The sequence below is a fragment of the Pararhizobium sp. A13 genome (genome assembly GCF_040126305.1).
GTDB lineage: Bacteria > Pseudomonadota > Alphaproteobacteria > Rhizobiales > Rhizobiaceae > Pararhizobium.
The window spans coordinates 960665-977892 of sequence record NZ_CP149510.1; the positions used below are offsets into that span (position 1 = coordinate 960665).

The 17228-nt window shown below is 59.6% G+C and carries 13 protein-coding genes and 1 pseudogene; 4 read left to right on the forward strand and 10 right to left on the reverse strand.

Annotation, left to right across the window (positions count from 1 at the left end; genetic code table 11):
* The first annotated feature begins 48 nt into the window (after positions 1–48).
* Positions 49–930, forward strand: a complete 882-nt coding sequence (locus WI754_RS04570) for a LysR substrate-binding domain-containing protein (RefSeq protein WP_349436473.1) — start codon at positions 49–51, stop codon at positions 928–930.
* Here WI754_RS04570 and WI754_RS04575 read toward each other — a convergent pair.
* Both WI754_RS04575 and WI754_RS04580 read right to left on the reverse strand, forming a co-directional pair.
* Positions 927–2834: a propionyl-CoA synthetase gene (locus WI754_RS04575; RefSeq protein WP_349436475.1), complete on the reverse strand. Its 1908-nt coding sequence runs from the start codon at positions 2832–2834 to the stop codon at positions 927–929. The two genes, WI754_RS04570 and WI754_RS04575, sit on opposite strands and share 4 nt — an antisense overlap.
* Positions 2835–2932: 98 nt before the next feature.
* On the reverse strand, positions 2933–3595 hold the full coding sequence (locus WI754_RS04580; RefSeq protein WP_349436476.1) for a YggS family pyridoxal phosphate-dependent enzyme: 663 nt from the start codon (positions 3593–3595) through the stop codon (positions 2933–2935).
* A 248-nt stretch (positions 3596–3843) separates the two neighbouring features.
* On the opposite strand from WI754_RS04580, the gene leuS reads away from it, so the two are divergent.
* The 3 genes from leuS to holA are packed head-to-tail and all read left to right on the forward strand — an operon-like array spanning position 3844 to position 8024.
* Positions 3844–6471, forward strand: a complete 2628-nt coding sequence (gene leuS, locus WI754_RS04585) for a leucine--tRNA ligase (protein ID WP_349436477.1) — start codon at positions 3844–3846, stop codon at positions 6469–6471.
* Complete coding sequence (lptE, locus tag WI754_RS04590) at positions 6458–6976, forward strand: LPS assembly lipoprotein LptE (protein ID WP_349436479.1); 519 nt, start codon at positions 6458–6460, stop codon at positions 6974–6976. Before leuS ends, lptE begins: the two co-directional genes overlap by 14 nt.
* A 13-nt stretch (positions 6977–6989) precedes the next feature.
* Complete coding sequence (gene holA, locus WI754_RS04595) at positions 6990–8024, forward strand: DNA polymerase III subunit delta (RefSeq protein ID WP_349436480.1); 1035 nt, start codon at positions 6990–6992, stop codon at positions 8022–8024.
* 59 nt (positions 8025–8083) lie between these two features.
* Here the strand turns inward: holA and WI754_RS04600 are convergent, their stop codons facing one another.
* The 8 genes and pseudogenes from WI754_RS04600 to hemE form a co-directional block, all read right to left on the reverse strand.
* On the reverse strand, positions 8084–8971 hold the full coding sequence (locus WI754_RS04600) for a ParB/RepB/Spo0J family partition protein (protein ID WP_349436481.1): 888 nt from the start codon (positions 8969–8971) through the stop codon (positions 8084–8086).
* 44 nt (positions 8972–9015) lie between these two features.
* Entirely contained in the window at positions 9016–9810 is a 795-nt protein-coding gene (locus WI754_RS04605) for a ParA family protein (protein ID WP_349436482.1), read from the reverse strand.
* Positions 9811–9824: 14 nt separating this feature from the next.
* Positions 9825–10463, reverse strand: a complete 639-nt coding sequence (gene rsmG, locus WI754_RS04610; RefSeq protein ID WP_349436483.1) for a 16S rRNA (guanine(527)-N(7))-methyltransferase RsmG — start codon at positions 10461–10463, stop codon at positions 9825–9827.
* A pseudogene (gene mnmG / locus WI754_RS04615) lies at positions 10460–12339 on the reverse strand (tRNA uridine-5-carboxymethylaminomethyl(34) synthesis enzyme MnmG). The gene rsmG and the pseudogene mnmG overlap by 4 nt, the downstream one beginning before the upstream one ends.
* Positions 12340–12433: 94 nt before the next feature.
* The gene (mnmE, locus tag WI754_RS04620; RefSeq protein ID WP_349437727.1) at positions 12434–13753 is read right to left on the reverse strand and encodes a tRNA uridine-5-carboxymethylaminomethyl(34) synthesis GTPase MnmE; all 1320 of its coding nucleotides are present in this window, start codon (positions 13751–13753) and stop codon (positions 12434–12436) included.
* Between the two features lie 199 nt (positions 13754–13952).
* The gene (gene rho, locus WI754_RS04625; RefSeq protein WP_349436484.1) at positions 13953–15218 is read right to left on the reverse strand and encodes a transcription termination factor Rho; all 1266 of its coding nucleotides are present in this window, start codon (positions 15216–15218) and stop codon (positions 13953–13955) included.
* 193 nt (positions 15219–15411) lie between these two features.
* A complete protein-coding gene (gene hemJ / locus WI754_RS04630; RefSeq protein ID WP_349436485.1) occupies positions 15412–15951 on the reverse strand; it encodes a protoporphyrinogen oxidase HemJ in 540 nt (179 codons plus the stop codon).
* Positions 15948–16982, reverse strand: a complete 1035-nt coding sequence (hemE, locus tag WI754_RS04635; protein WP_349436486.1) for a uroporphyrinogen decarboxylase — start codon at positions 16980–16982, stop codon at positions 15948–15950. The genes hemJ and hemE overlap by 4 nt, the downstream gene beginning before the upstream one ends.
* Positions 16983–17228 lie beyond the last annotated feature (246 nt).

Genomic DNA, 17228 nt, shown 5'->3' on the forward strand with positions numbered 1-17228 from the left:
TCACGACAAATGATGCTTTCTCGTCGTTTCGGTGAGGAAAACTTGACTATGATGCCTTCGCTCAGCGCACTGCGCGTCTTTGAGGCCGCGGCACGGCTCAACAGCTTTTCCCGCGCCGCCGACGAGCTGCATGTCACCCACGCCGCGGTCAGCCATCAGATCCGTCTGCTGGAAGACTGGTTCGGCCGGCCGCTTTTCCTGCGCGAAAAGCGCACCGTCCGGCTCGTGCCCGACGCGACCGCTCTGGCACAGACGCTCTCGGTATCGCTGGCGCGGATAGAAGCGGAAACGCGCGCTTTCCGTATGAAGGCGACGGGCGAACTCACGGTCGCCTGCATCGCCTCGATCGCCACGCGCTGGCTCATTCCGGCCCTTCCGGATTTTCTTAAGCCTAATCCGGACATCAACGTGCGCGTCGTCTATGCGATGGGCGAGCAACGGTTTCGGGAGGGGGACTGCGACGTCCTGATCACGCTGGGCGAAGACCGGAGCGAGACGCGAGAAAGCACCTGGTTGTTTTCCCGTGCCAACCGGCCCGTTGTCAGCCCGGCTTACCTCGCGCGGCGGGGCATGCCCGAGACTGCAGAGGCGATCGCCGCCGCCGATCTCCTGCATGACGAGACGCCGGATCGCTGGCTGAAGTGGTGCAGGAAGGCGGGATTGCAAATGGACGGACCGTTGCGCGGCCCGGTGTTCCAGGACTTCAATCTGCTGGCCACAGCCGTTATCGCCGGACACGGCATCGCGCTCTGCCCGACCGAGGTATTTCGCCGCGAACTCGACAATGGCGACCTCGTCATTCTCTCCGATATCGAGACCTTGACGGACGAAAGCTATTTTCTGGTCACCGCGAGGCCGGCAAGCGTGGCAGCCGGAAAATTCCGCGACTGGTTTTGCGGTCTGGCGGGCAGTTTTCGTGAATCCGGCTAACCACCTAGGCCGCGTGACTTCAGCGCCGCGGAAATTTCCTCCAGCACGGCGGGGTCGTCGATCGTCGCCGGCATCTTCCAGCTTTCGCGATCGGCGATCTTCTGCATCGTGCCGCGCAGAATTTTTCCAGAGCGGGTCTTTGGTAGGCGCTTGACGCAGATTGCTGTCTTGAACGCAGCGACGGGCCCGAGACGTTCGCGCACCAGGGCAACGACTTCCCTTTCGATTTCGGCTGTTTCACGGGAAACATCGGCATTGATGACGAGGAACCCGGCCGGGACCTGGCCCTTGATCGCATCGGCGACGCCGATCACTGCGCATTCGGCGACATCCGCATGGCTGGCGCAGATCTCTTCCATCGCCCCTGTCGACAGGCGGTGACCGGCCACATTGATGATGTCGTCGGTGCGCGACATGATGAAGATATAGCCGTCGTCATCGATATAGCCGGCATCTGCCGTGCGGTAGTAACCCGGGAATTCGGAGAGGCAGCTTTCGCGAAAACGCTCGTCGGCATTCCAGAACGTCGGCAGGCAGCCCGGTGGCAGCGGCAGCTTGATCACGACATTGCCGAGGGTTCCGACGCTGACCGAATGTCCGGCATCGTCCAGGATCTGGACGTCATAACCGGGCAGGGGCACTGCCGCGGACCCATATTTGACCGGCAGGAGGCCGAGGCCGAGAGGATTTCCGGCCACCGGCCAACCGGTTTCCGTCTGCCACCAATTGTCGATGACGGGGACCCCAAGCTTCGCCTCCGCCCAGGCAACCGTATCTGGATCGGCCCGCTCGCCGGCAAGAAAGAGGGCTCGCAGGGATGAAATGTCATGCCGGCGGATCAGCTCTCCCTGCGGGTCCTCCTTGCGGATGGCACGGAAAGCCGTCGGCGCGGTGAACAGCTTGGTGACGCCGTGTTGCTCGATGACCCGCCAGTAAGCGCCCGCATCGGGCGTGCCGACCGGTTTCCCCTCGTAGAGCACCGACGTGCTGCCGTTGAGCAGGGGCCCATAGACAATATAGGAATGGCCGACGACCCAGCCGATATCCGATGCTGCCCAGAAGACCTCCCCCGGCTTCACTCCAAAGAAGTTCTCCATAGACCATCGGAGCGCAACCATATGACCGCCATTGTCGCGCACCACGCCCTTGGGCTGCCCGGTCGTTCCGGACGTGTAGAGGACGTAAAGAGGATCGGTGGCCAGAACCGGCGTGCAGCCCAGATCGTTTCCAACCCGCTTCGCCTCGCTGACGGCCGAAGCAAAATCGATATCCCGATCTGGATGGAGCTCTGCCTGAAGCTCCTTCCGCTGATAGACGAGGCAGCGATCCGGTTTGTGCGCGCTGATCTCGATCGCGGCGTCGAGAAGAGGTTTGTAGGCAATGGTGCGGCCGCCTTCGATCCCGCAACTGGCAGAAACGATCAGCTTTGCCGCGCTGTCGCTTATGCGCGTGGCAAGCTCGTTTGCCGCAAACCCGCCGAAGACGACGGAGTGCACGGCACCGATGCGGGTGGCCGCCAACATGGCAAAGGCCGCCTGCGGGATCATCGGCATATAGATGATGATCCGGTCACCCTTCTTTACGCCGAGGTCACGATAGACGCAGGCAAGCGCGACGACCTCTTCCAGCATGGCGCCATAGGTCCAATGTTCGACCGTACCGGTAACCGGACTGTCGTAGATCAGCGCATTCTGATCCGCGCGACCCGAAGCGACCTGGCGATCCAGACAATTGAAGCAGGTATTTGTCTCGCCACTACTAAACCAATGGCCGTAGACGCCCCGGTCCGGATCGAAAACGCGCTGCGGCGGCCGGAACCAATCGATATCCTTTGCGGCCTTCGCCCAGAACGCTTGCGAATCCTGCTTCCACGCGTCGTACACGTCGGAATAGCTGCTCGCCATCTCCGTCTCCTCCACTCCCAAAACCGGGGTCAACCGGCCTCCAAGTGGAAACATTAGGAGATTGCGGAAGGGGCGAGAAGCCGGACGAAAGCATTAGATCAACGTGTGCCGAAGATCGCCGAGCCGACGCGGACGCTGGTCGCGCCGAACTGGACGGCAACCTCGAAATCGCCCGACATGCCCATGGACAGCTTTGTCAGCCCGCAACGCGCCGCGAGCTTGGCGAGCAGGGCGAAATGCGTCCCGGGATTCTCATCCGCCGGCGGAATGCACATCAGGCCCTCGATCGGAATGCCGATCGTCTCCCGGCACAGCGCGACGAAGGCAATGGTTTCGTCCGGCGCGATGCCGGCTTTTTGCGGCTCGAGGCCCGTATTGACCTGGACGTAGAGGCGAACGGGCTTGTCTTGGCGCACAATCTCAGCCGCGACAGCTCTGGCAATCTTCTCCCGGTCGATGGTCTCGATGACGTCGAAGAGGGCAACCGCATCGGCCGCCTTGTTGGATTGCAGCGGGCCAATCAGATGAAGCTCGATATCGGAGGTCCCCGCCGCGCGAAGCGCCGGCCATTTACCCTGCGCTTCCTGCACCCGGTTTTCGCCAAAGATCCGCTGTCCGGCGTCAATCACCGGGCGGATCACCTCAGCGTCGAACGTCTTCGAAACGGCAACCAGCGAAACGGAACCAGATGCCCGGTTCGCACCGCCTTCTGCGTTGCGAATCCGGCTCAGGACATCGTTCAACCGTTCTTCCACGCTCATTGCCACCGTCTCCACCAGAATCCATCGACCGCGCCGGCCTTCCATACTTCGGAAAGCCAGCCTTTTGGCGCAATAGTCAAACATGGCGCGGATGCCAAGGCGTTATCGCCGCCGACTGGCCGAATGGCTCAAAGTTTTGCCCGCAAAGCCTTCCAAAACTTGACGCTACGCTTGTTTCATGGTGAAGGTCACGCCAAATATCTCAGGGGATGATTTCCCCTTGCCCAAATTTCCGGAACATCGATCATATGGCTACCGAACGTTACAATCCGCGCGATGCTGAACCCCGCTGGCAACAGGAATGGGATCAGAAAAACGTCTTCACCACCGACAACGACGATCCGCGCGAAAAATACTACGTGCTCGAGATGTTTCCCTATCCGTCGGGCCGCATCCATATGGGCCATGTGCGTAACTACGCGATGGGCGACGTCGTTGCCCGCTACAAGCGCGCCCGTGGGTACAATGTGCTGCATCCGATGGGCTGGGATGCCTTCGGCATGCCGGCGGAAAACGCCGCCATGGAACGCGGCGTGCATCCGGCGTCGTGGACCTACCAGAACATCGCTTCAATGAAGGCGCAGCTGAAGGTGATGGGCCTGTCGCTCGACTGGTCGCGTGAGTTTGCCACCTGCGATGTCGATTATTACCAGCAACAGCAGCACCTGTTTCTGGATTTCCTGGAAAAAGGTCTCGTCTATCGCAAGCAATCGAAGGTCAATTGGGATCCGGTCGACAACACTGTTCTCGCCAACGAGCAGGTGATCGATGGCCGCGGCTGGCGTTCCGGCGCCTTGGTGGAACAACGCGAACTGACACAATGGTTCTTCCGCATCACCGATTTCAGCCAGGATCTGCTTGATTCGCTGGATACGCTCGACCAATGGCCGGAAAAGGTCCGGCTGATGCAGAAGAACTGGATCGGCCGTTCCGAAGGCCTTACGATCCGCTGGGAAATTGTTCCGGATACAGGCGCTGACGCATCCGAAGTGACCGTCTACACGACGCGGCCGGACACGCTGTTTGGCGCCTCCTTCCTGGCAATTGCCGCCGATCACCCGCTGGCACAGCAGTCCGCTGCCGCGAACGCCGAGATCGAGGCTTTCTGCGACGAATGCCGCCGCGCCGGCACGTCGCTGGCCGCACTCGAAACGGCTGAGAAGAAGGGCATGGACACCGGCATCCGGGTCAGGCATCCGCTTGATCCGAGCTGGGAGCTGCCGGTCTATGTCGCCAATTTCGTCCTGATGGACTACGGCACCGGCGCCATTTTCGGCTGCCCCTCCGGCGATCAGCGTGACCTCGACTTCGCCCGCAAATACGGCCTGCCGGTCGTTGCCGTCGTCATGCCGAAGGATGGCGACGCGGCAAGTTTCGCGATAGACGACGAGGCCTACGGCGGCGAGGGCGTGATGATCAATTCGCGCTTCCTCGACGGCCTTTCGATCGAAGAGGCCTTCGAGAAGGTCGCTTCGACGCTGGAGAACACGAAGATCGGCGGCGAACCGCAGGCCGAGCGCAAGGTCAACTTCCGCCTGCGCGACTGGGGCATCTCGCGCCAGCGCTACTGGGGCTGCCCGATCCCGGTCATCCATTGCGACGACTGCGGCGTTCTTCCCGTACCGAAGGCTGATCTGCCGGTAAAACTGCCCGACGATGTGACCTTCGACAAGCCGGGCAATCCGCTCGACCGCCATCCGACCTGGCGGCACGTCTCCTGCCCGCAATGCGGCAGGGATGCGCGGCGCGAGACCGATACGATGGATACCTTCGTCGATTCGTCGTGGTATTTCGCCCGCTTTACCGCGCCATGGGAGAGCAATCCGACCAATCCGGCAGTCGTCGACCGCTGGCTGCCGGTCGACCAGTATATCGGCGGCATCGAGCATGCGATTTTGCACCTGCTCTATTCGCGGTTCTTTACCCGGGCAATGAAGGCGACCGGCCATGCCGGTCTCGATGAGCCATTCAAGGGCCTCTTCACCCAAGGCATGGTCGTGCACGAGACCTATAGCCGCGGCGAGGGCGCTCAGCGTGAGTGGATCACACCGGCTGAAATTGAGATCGAGGAAGTCGACGGCAAACGCCAGGCGACGCTGATCGAAACCGGCGAACCGATCACCATTGGCTCGATCGAGAAGATGTCGAAATCGAAGAAGAATGTCGTTGATCCCGACGACATCATCGCTTCCTACGGCGCCGACACGGCCCGCTTCTTCGTCCTGTCGGATTCCCCGCCGGATCGCGACGTCATCTGGTCGGAGGCCGGAGTCGAAGGCGCTCACCGCTTCGTGCAGCGCCTGTGGCGGCTGGTCTCGGAAGCATCCAGCGCGCTAAAGGCCATCGTGGCAAAGCCCGCTTCCAGCGGCTCTGCCTTGGTGATCTCGCAGTTCGCCCACAAGACGCTCAAGGCCGTCCAGGCGGACTATGACAAGCTGGCCTTCAACAAGGCCGTGGCACGCCTCTACGAGCTGGTGAATGCGCTCGCAAATCCCCTGACGCAGGTAGCCGAAGGGAACGCCGATACTGCGACCATCGCTGCCGTCAAGGACGCGACTGCTATCCTGATCAACCTGGTCGCGCCGATGATGCCGCATCTTGCCGAGCAGTGCTGGCAGGAAATCGGCGGTACAGGTCTGGTGGCGCAGACGGCGTGGCCGGTCTACAGCGAGGCGCTGGTCGCCGAGAATGAAGTGACCATGCCGGTCCAGATCAACGGCAAGAAGCGCGGCGATTTGACAATCGCGCGCGATGCAGATCAGACTGCCATTGAGAGCGCCGTGCTTGCCCTCGACCCCGTCAAGGCCGCATTGAACGGCCAAAGCCCGAAGAAAATCATCGTCGTGCCCCAGAGGATTGTGAATGTCGTTGTCTGAAAGAGCTCAAAGATACGCGCAACTTCTGGCAATCGGCACCTTCGTGGCCCTGGCGGGTTGCCAGGTGAAGCCGCTGTATTCGGAGGGGCCGCAGGGAAAGCCGGCAAGGGCGCTTGCCTCGATCGAGATTTCCGATGCCGACGACCGCGTCGAGCAGGAAGTCCGCAACGCGCTTGTGTTTCTGACATCAGGCGGCGCTGGTGAGCCGGCCAACCCGGAATACAGGATGGCCCTGAATGTCACCAGCGAGGTCATGGGTGTACTCTACAACCAGGAATCCGACACCGCAGGTGCAGGCCGCGTCATCGTCAGAGCCGACTACAACCTGACGCGCGCCGATAGCGGCGAAACCGTCCGTTCCGGAAATCGCAGTGCCGTTGCACTCGTCGACTTTCCCGAGCAGGAATTCGCCAAGGTTCGCGCCACGCGCGACGCTGAGAAGCGCGCAGCCAAGGAACTGGCCGAAATCATCCGCGCGGACATAGCGGCGGCGCTCGGCCGCTGATCAAGGTGGCGACATGACCGAAATCAAGTCGCATGAATTCGATGGGTTTCTCCAGCGACCGCTCAAGGACAACAGGCTTTATCTCGTCTACGGGCCGGATCGAGGCCTTGTTTCCGAACGCGCTGGCCAGATCGCGGCAAAAAGCGGCGTGGCGCTGGACGACCCCTTCTCCCTGATCAAGCTCGACGGCTCGGACCTGCAGCAAAGCCCCGGCCGCTTGCTGGACGAGGTCAATACGATCGGCCTCTTTGGTGGTGAAAAGCTTGTCTGGATCCGTGCCGCCGGCACGGAAAAAACGCTTGTCGATAGTTTTTCCGCATTGTCGCAGCAGCCCCCCGACGGCAGTTATGTCATCATCGAGGCTGGCGACCTCAAGAAGGGGACTGGCGTCCGAAAGATCGGCGAAACCGCACGTTCGGTCATCTCCGTTGCCTGTTACAGCGACGACGCGCGTGCATTGAATAGCCTGATCGACCAGGAACTGGGCCAGGAAGGCCTGCGGATCACGCCGGCGGCGCGGGAACGGCTGAATGAAGCGCTGGGCGGCGATCGCATCGCCTCCCGCAACGAGATCCGTAAGCTGGCGCTCTACTGCCGCGGCTTGGGCATGATCGAGGAGGGGCATGTGTCCGAGATCGTCGGCGACGCCAGCGGCGTTTCGGTCGATGATGCGATCGATGCCGTCCTCAAGGGCGATGTCGACGGCCTCCAGCATGCCATTCGCAAGATAACGGCCTCCAAGACGGCAATCTTTCTCGTGCTCCAGGCCTGCCTGAGGCAGTTTCAGCTTCTCGACTTGATGCGGGCGGAGATGGACGACAAGCGCCAGCAACCCGCCCAGATTGTTGCGACAATGGGCCGTCACATCCATTTCCGCCGCAAGCCGCTTGTCGAGGCGGCGCTGAAGACCTGGACTTTACCCGCGATCCGCCGGGAACTCGGCCGACTGCAAACGGCGATTTTCCAAAGCCGCGCCCGGCAAAGCCTGGAAGAAAGTATCGCTATGCAGACGCTGCTGGCCATCACCTTGCAGTCGGCGCGCCGATAATTTACTTATCAGTTTGATCTATAATCCGATTCCAGAGACGTTTCGGAACCGAAACAATACTAGCGCCGCTCAAGCAACCGGCAGATTTCCTCCAGCTGATCGAGCGTTTTGTAGGAGATGCGCAACTGGCCACCGCTTGCTTTGTGATTGACGGTCACGTCGAGCCCGAGGCTATCGGAAAGCGTTCTCTCCAGCGCCAGGGTGTCGGCGTCCTTTTCTTCCTTATGGGAAGGTTTGCCGTAGTTGGGGTCGTTCTGCGCGCGGATATCGTTCTGCGCCAGCCGTTCCGCATCTCGCACCGACATACCTTTCGCGACAATCGAACGCGCCAGGCCGACCGGGTCGGACGTCGGGATGAGCGCCCGCGCGTGACCAGCCGAAAGAGTGCCGGAAGACAGCATATCGCGAACAGGTTCCGGCAGCTTCAGCAAACGAAGACTGTTGGCGACATGGCTGCGGCTCTTGCCAATGATTTCGCCGAGATCATTCTGGGTATAGCCGTGCTCGGCGATCAGCTGATCGTAGCCGAGGGCCTCTTCGAGTGGATTGAGGTCGGATCGTTGGACGTTTTCGACAATCGCGATCTCCAGCGCCGTCCGATCATCCACATCGCGGACGATCACCGGAATATCGGTGAAGCCGGCGAGTTGGGCCGCGCGCCAGCGACGTTCGCCGGCAATAATTTCATAGCGCTCATCAGCAATCGTGCGCACGACGACCGGCTGAACAATACCGTGCTGACGGATCGAGCTCGCCAGATCCTGCAGTTCCGCCTCATCGAAGGAGCGGCGCGGGTTACGCGGATTACGCGCGACAAATTCGATCGGAATACGCCGGTCGGCATTGACAGGTGCAACCGGACCGCTGGCTTGCAGCGGCTGGTCCATTTCGCCAATCAAAGCCGCAAGACCGCGGCCAAGTCTTCTTCTCGAACTATCGTCATTCATCGTTTGCACTCACACTTATCGTTACGATGTCGAATCGATCGCGGTCAGGCGGCCTTCCGCTGCCTTTCGCGCTGAATCACTTCGGATGCCAATTGGAGGTAAGCTTGGCTGCCGGCGCATTTCAGGTCGTAAAGGATCGCCGGTTTGCCATAGGACGGCGCTTCGGAAACCCGAACATTGCGCGGGATCAGCGTATGATAGACCTTCTCGCCCAGATGGGTGCGCACATCATTGACGACCTGCTGGGCCAAATTGTTACGGGAATCAAACATCGTCAACACGATGCCCTGGATGTCCAGCGCCGGATTGACGGATCGACGGACCTGATCGACGGTTTCCAGTAGCTGGCTCAATCCCTCGAGCGCAAAAAACTCGCATTGAAGCGGCACCAGCACCGAATGAGCTGCGGCCATCGCATTCATCGTCAGAAGGTTGAACGACGGCGGGCAATCGACGAGAACGTAGGAATATGAAAGCGCTTCGGGCGAGGCAAGCGCCTTGCGGAGCCGGAAGACCCGGTCGCTCTCACGCGAGATCTCCATCTCGACGCCAAGCAAGTCCATCGTCGAAGGGATGATAAACAGATTGGGAACGACGGTCTCCTGCACGATGTCATCGATTCCATGCGAACCGATCATCAGTTCGTAGGATGAAAGCTTGCGGTCGCGCCGTTGAATACCCAGGCCGGTGCTGGCATTGCCTTGCGGGTCGAGATCGACAATCAGAACCTTTTCGCCAATCGCCGCCAGAGCCGTTGCGAGGTTGATCGCCGTTGTCGTCTTGCCGACGCCGCCCTTCTGATTGGCGATAGTGATGATCCGGTTCTTTTCGCCTGTCATGCCACAGTCCGCCGCTATTGATTTTTCCGCGAAAGATTTGCGATTTCGAGAACCACAGAATCCGGTTCGACAACGCTTCTGTGTTTTACCAGATCAAATTGAAAGCGGCCAACGGCTTTGTCGACTTCCTGCTGATAATCCCGGCCTTTGTGGAAGAATGCATGCGGTTTTCTGTCCGTGATCATCCACGGCACACAATAATCCAGCAGCTGGGGCAGGTCCGCCAGCGCTCTGGCAGAGATAGCATCGCATTGCGGGATGCTTTTGACGGCATCCTCGATGCGAATCGGGTGCACGGATCCGCGTGCACCGGTCTCATGCAACGCGACGCGCAGGAAAGCTGCCTTTTTGTTGTTGCTTTCCACGAGATGAACCCATCCATCCCCCAATTCGGCCAGGAAGATCGCCGTGATGATGCCGGGGAATCCACCGCCGCTACCGAGGTCCACCCACCGTTTCGGACCCGGAAACAGCTGGAAGATTTGTGCGCTGTCGGAAATGTGGCGTTTCCAGAAGTCGGATAGAGTCGACGGCGCAACCAAATTGATTGACTTTGCCCATTTCTGGAAAAGCGTCGCAAAATGCTCAAGTCTATCGGACGTTTCACGTGAAACACGCAATCCGTTCAGCTCGCGGGAAGGACTCGCAGTCATTGAATCGCCTGTCGGGAATATGCAACTGACGCCGGTTCGCTCTTGCGAATATGCGCGAGAATCAAGGATATGGCAGACGGTGTGATGCCGTCGACTTTCATCGCCTGGGCGAGATTGCGCGGCATTGCCGCGACGAGTTTCTGCTTGAGCTCATTGGAAAGACCGGAAAGCGACTTAAAATCAAATTCCTCCGGAATGACTCGGCCTTCCTCCCGTCGTACACCGGCGATATCCGCGGCTTGACGGTCCATGTAAACCGCGTAGGTCGCGTCGATCTGGAGCGCTTCAGCCAGCTTCGGATCGAGCATGGCAAGCTCCGGCCATACCGCGCCGAGTGACTGGATGCTGTGTTCTGCATAGGACAGGAGTTCAAACGCGGAACGGCGCTGACCGTCGAGATTGAGCTTCAGACCGTGAGTGCGGCCCTCGGTCGGCGTCACAGTCAGAGACTGCAACATCTGACGGCTGGACTCGAACGCCCGTAGCCACTCTTCGAACTTCGCCGCGCGCTCCGTCGACACGCAGCCAAGGGATATCGCTTCGCGTGTCAGTCGGACATCGGCATTGTCGGCCCGCAAGGACAACCTATACTCGGCCCGCGACGTAAACATGCGATAGGGCTCGGCGACACCCCGCGACGTGAGGTCGTCGATCATCACGCCGATATAGGAGTTCGTCCGGCTGAACTGATAGGCGGCGCTACCGCCGCAAAGCAGCGCAGCGTTCAGTCCTGCCACCAGCCCTTGAGCGCCGGCTTCTTCATAGCCAGTCGTGCCATTGATCTGGCCCGCCAGGAACAGACCTGGGATCTTCCGTACCTCCAGAGAAGCAGACAGTTCGCGGGGATCGACGTGGTCATATTCGATCGCATAACCCGGCTGCAAGATCGAGACCCGCTCCAAACCGGGAATGGTGCGGATGAAAGCGTCCTGCACGTCTTCGGGCAGCGACGTCGAAATACCATTGGGATAAACGGTGTCGTCATCCAGGCCCTCCGGCTCCAGAAAAATCTGATGGCCGTCGCGCTCGCCGAACTTGACGATCTTGTCTTCGATCGATGGACAATAGCGCGGTCCGACACCTTCAATCTGACCGGAATACATCGCAGATTTGTTGAGATTGTCGGCAATGATCTGATGCGTTGCGGCCGTGGTTCGGGTGACACCGCAGTCGATCTGTCGATTCGCAATCCGATCAGTCATAAACGAGAACGGCACAGGGTCTTCGTCGGCGCTCTGTCTGCCGACAGACTGCCAATCAATCGTCTTTCCGTCCAATCGGGCCGGCGTGCCGGTTTTCAAGCGGCCGAGCCGCAGGCCGAAAGCTTCAAGCGTGGCGGACAGGCCCACAGAGGGCGCTTCTCCAACGCGACCCGCGGGAATCTTCCGGTTGCCAATATGGATGAGGCCCCGCAGGAACGTCCCCGTTGTCAAAACCGCCGCGCCGCAGCTCAGGGAACGTCCGTCGGCAAGAACAACGCCGCTTACCCGGCCATCCTGAAGCCGGAGATCGAAGGCATCGCCCTCGATGACATCCATGTCTATCGATTGGATCTCCGCCTGCATTGCCAGCCGATAGAGCTTTCGATCAGCTTGCGTGCGCGGGCCGCGAACGGCAGGCCCCTTTCGGCGATTAAGCAGGCGGAACTGAATTCCAGCAGCGTCAGCAACGCGGCCCATCAGCCCGTCCATTGCATCAATCTCGCGAACAAGGTGACCCTTGCCGAGGCCGCCTATCGCGGATTGCATGACATAACGCCAATGGTGTCGCGCTTGTGCGTGACGAGCGCCGTCCGGGCGCCCAAACGCGCAGCAGCACTTGCCGCCTCGCAACCGGCATGGCCACCGCCAATGACAATGACATCGTAATCAATCATACCAACCGTCTCCATCACGGTATTAAATCGGGTGCGAATCGTTTCACGTGAAACATCCAAAGAGACTCGCGCACGTTGTATTGCCGGTTGCATCTCATTTGCCGATACAGAATTCTGAGAAGATCACATCCAGGAGATCTTCCACATCCACCCGCCCGGTAATACGGCCGAGCGCATCGCCCGCCTGCCGGAGATATTCCGCCTGAATATCGAGGCCGCGATTAGATTGCGTCAAACTCATATCGATTGCGTTGCATGCCTGTTCGAGACAATTGACGTGCCTCTTCCGGGACGGCAGCGACAACGCCGTATTGCCCGAGACGTCGGGCAGGTGGCCCTTCAACTGTTCGATAAGCCGGTCGATCCCTACGCCCGTCGTCGTCGATATCAGGACATCGGCGTCAGCCTTATCCCACAAAACGGCATTGCGATCAATCTTGGTGCCGACGCGAATAACCGGCTTCGACGCATTCGGCCCTACCATTTCCGGAAATCCACCCGGTGCGTCCGCCAGCAACAGGATTACGTCTGCCTGCTCGAGCGTCATATAGGCACGCCGGACACCCTCTTTCTCAACCACGTCGTCGGTGGGCCGAAGCCCGGCGGTATCAAACAGGCGGACGGAGAATCCGGCTAATGAAAGGTCGATAGACAGCACGTCTCTTGTGGTCCCGGCTATATCGGTGACGATCGCAACATCCCGGCGGGCGAGGTAGTTGAGCAGGCTCGACTTGCCGGCGTTCGGTTCGCCGGCAATGACGATTTTCAGCCCGTCGCGGATGATTTCCGCCGTTCCGGCGCCTGCCAGATGCGCACCAATCGCAGTACGCAAGGCCCGCATATCGCCCCAGATGGATGCTGCCACCGAACCCGGAATGTCATCCTCATCGGCGAAATCGAGCTCGGCTTCGATCATTGCCCTTGCATGAATAAGCCGCTGGGCCCAGCCCTGATAAAGCGCCGAGAGATGTCCGCTCGAATGTTCCTGTGCCAGGCGCCGCTGCATCTCGGTTTCCGCAGCAATCAGATCAGCGAGGCCTTCGATCTCCACGAGATCGAGCTTGCCATTGTGAAAAGCGCGCCGCGAAAACTCGCCGGCCTCCGCATGTTTCAGTCCGGGAACAACGGAGAGTTCGCTCAGGATGGCATCAACCACCGCACGCCCGCCATGAACCTGGAGCTCCGCGCAGTCCTCTCCCGTGAAAGAAGCGGGCGCGGAGAAATAGAGCACCAGGCCTTGGTCCAGGACGTCATTGTTTCGATTCCGAATCGACCGAAGCGTCGCGTGTCTTGGCGGAGGTGCCGATCCACACAGCCGTTCCAGCGCCGGTCTCGTCTGTGGACCGCTGATGCGAATGACGGCGACGCCGGACGGCAAACCGCCGGATGACAAGGCATAGATCGTGTCTGCCACTCTCTGATCGTGTTGATGGTTCACCGCCGGAACATCCTCGTTCGGACCTGATAACAAGTGTGATTATACGCCGTATAGCGCTTCACCGCGCGCCTTGCTGCCGTGACTCCGGCGAAGGAATCCGGCTAAGCTATAGATGGCCTGAAAACACGAAAGCCCAGGCCGAGCCTGGGCTTTGTCCCGAAATTCACCGATTCGATCAGGTGTTCATCGAATCAAAGAAATCGCCATTGGTCTTGGTCTGCTTCAGCTTGTCGATCAGGAACTCGATCGCATCCGTGGTGCCCATCGGTGCAAGGATACGGCGAAGCACGAAGATCTTCTGCAGGTCCTGGCGCGGCACGAGAAGGTCTTCCTTGCGCGTACCGGATTTGAGGATGTCCATAGACGGGAAGATGCGCTTGTCGGCGACCTTGCGATCCAGCACGATTTCCGAGTTTCCGGTACCCTTGAACTCTTCGAAGATGACTTCGTCCATACGGCTGCCGGTATCGATCAGGGCCGTCGCAATGATCGTTAGCGAGCCGCCTTCCTCGATGTTACGGGCGGCACCGAAAAAGCGCTTCGGCCGCTGCAGAGCGTTGGCGTCGACACCACCGGTCAGCACCTTGCCGGATGACGGCACGACGGTGTTGTAGGCGCGGCCGAGGCGGGTGATCGAATCGAGCAGGATGACGACGTCGCGACCGTGTTCGACAAGCCGCTTGGCCTTTTCGATGACCATCTCGGCCACCTGAACGTGGCGCGTTGCCGGCTCGTCGAAGGTAGAGGACACGACTTCGCCCTTCACCGAACGCTGCATGTCCGTCACTTCTTCCGGCCGCTCGTCGATCAGAAGAACGATGAGGTAGCATTCCGGATGATTGGCAGTGATCGAATGGGCGATGTTCTGCAACAGGACCGTTTTACCGGTGCGCGGCGGCGCGACGATCAGGCCGCGCTGGCCCTTGCCGAGCGGCGCGATCAGGTCGATGACGCGGGCGGAAAGGTCCTTCGAGGTCGGAACCTCAAGTTCCATCTTGAAGCGCTCGTTCGGATAGAGCGGCGTCAGATTGTCAAAATGAACCTTGTGCCGGATTTTTTCCGGATCCTCGAAATTGATCGTATTGACCTTGAGCAGCGCGAAATAGCGTTCGCCTTCCTTCGGTCCACGGATCGGACCCTCGACCGTATCGCCGGTCTTTAGCGAGAAGCGGCGGATCTGCGAGGGCGAGATGTAGATGTCGTCCGGACCCGGCAGATAGTTGGCATTGGCCGAACGCAGGAAGCCGAAGCCGTCCTGCAGTACTTCGACGACGCCTTCGCCGATGATCTCGATCTCTTGGCTCGCAAGCATTTTCAAGATCGCGAACATCAGTTCCTGCTTGCGCATGACGCTGGCGTTTTCAACCTCGAGAGATTCAGCAAAGGCCAGAAGGTCCGTCGCAGTTTTGTTTTTTAGTTCTTGTAGCTTCATTTCAGCCATGAAGGGGACCACACTTGGAATTCGAAAGGAAAATCGGCGTGTCGGATGTAAGGGGAGCTGCAGCGGGAAGGGGCAGACTCGTAACGTTTACATATGCCACGAAAGAGGAGGTGGCGGGAAAATAGCGATTCACTCGATGCGCCGCAAGGGGTCTGGAGAAATTACCGGACGTTTCCTCTTCAACGCTCATGAATCAAAAAGGTTTCACCACCGCCATGATGACGATGAGGATCATCAAAAGGGTCGGCGCTTCGTTCATCAGCCGCCAGTACCGGGCGCTGCGGGTATTTTCATCCCGCGCAAAAGCGCGCACCGCGCGGCTGAACAGGACATGGACGCCGGTTAGGATAACGACAAGCAGCAGCTTGGCATGCAGCCACCCGCCCTGAAATCCATAGATGCTCCAGGCGAGATAAAGCCCGAGCACCCAGGTGATCATCATTGCCGGGTTCATGATGACCTTCAACAGCCGCTGCTCCATCATCTTGAAGGTTTCGGACTGTTGCGAACCCGGCGCCGCATCGGTGTGATAAATGAACAGCCGCGGCATGTAGAGCAGCGCCGCCATCCAGGACATCACCGCAATGAGGTGCAGCGCCTTGATCCAAAGATAGAGATTGTCGGGCTGCCAGAGGAATAACACGGCGAGCAGTCCCAGGAACAGGGCGATGGCGATGAAGGCGCGCGCCCGCGCCTTGTTCCCCGGGCGGGCGTCGGTCTGGCGTTCGGTCATCGCCTTGCTCCGCGCACCCGAGAGACGAGACGGGAGACGTTTTCCGGATCGGCCTGCGGCGTAATGCCATGTCCGAGATTGAAGATCAGTGGGCCGTTGCCCAGGACTTCAAGAATCGCGTCGATACCTTCATCCAAGGCCTGGCCGCCGGCAACAACCCGCATCGGGTCGAGATTGCCCTGTACCGGACCATCCTTCTGAAGCTCGGCCGCAAAGGAAAGCGGAACCGACCAGTCGAGACCGATCGCATCCGCATCCGTTCCTTGCCGGTAATCCTTGAGGAGAATACCGGCACCCTTTGCAAAGGCGATGATCTTTGCATCGGGCCGGCGGGTGCGAACACTGTCGATCATCCGGCGAACAGGTTTGACGGCGTAGCGAAGAAATTCATCCTCGCCGAGCACGCCCGCCCAGGAATCGAAAATCTGCACCGCGTCGGCGCCGGCATCGATCTGCTCGACAAGGTAATCGGCCGAGACATCGGCAAGCGTCGCAAGCAGCCCGTCGAAAGCTTCCGGATGGCGATAGGCAAACAAACGCGCCGGCGCCTGGTCCGGCGTCCCCTGGCCGGCGATCATATAGGTCGCCACCGTCCACGGCGCGCCGCAGAAGCCGAGCAGCGTCGTCTCTTGCGGCAGTTCACGACGCAAGCGCCGCACGGTTTCGATCACAGGTTTGAGGTGATCCGAAACCGGCCGGACGTCGAGCTTTGCAATATCCGCCGCATCGATCGGATCCATGCGCGGTCCATGCCCTTCCTCGAAGCGAACATTACGCTTCAGCGCATCGGGGATAACAAGGATGTCGGAAAACAGAATGGCGGCGTCAAAACCATACCGCCGGATTGGCTGCAATGTCACTTCGACGGCAAGTTCCGGCGAATAACAGAGATCGAGGAAGCTGCCGGCTGTCGCACGGGTCAGGCGATATTCGGGAAGATAACGGCCCGCCTGCCGCATCAACCAGACGGGAGGAGGTGACAGGGTTTCACCCTTCAACACCTGTAGCACCTTGCGGCTTTTCGCGGTCACGGAAACGTTCTCCCAATATAAAAGAAATCATATATCTAAGGTTTCTATTTCTTAGAGTCGGTGACTATCAAGGATTAAAAGCCATCCGGTCTCTTTCCACATTCGCTGCCGTCTAAAAGGATAATTGAATTGCTTTCGCGATCATTTCCTCGCAAGTGGGGATAATCCAGAAAACAAACAAGGATTCAAATCCTTGGGTCTTGATCGCCGCCCGCGGTTCGATGTGGACAAACGGTGGATGAACGT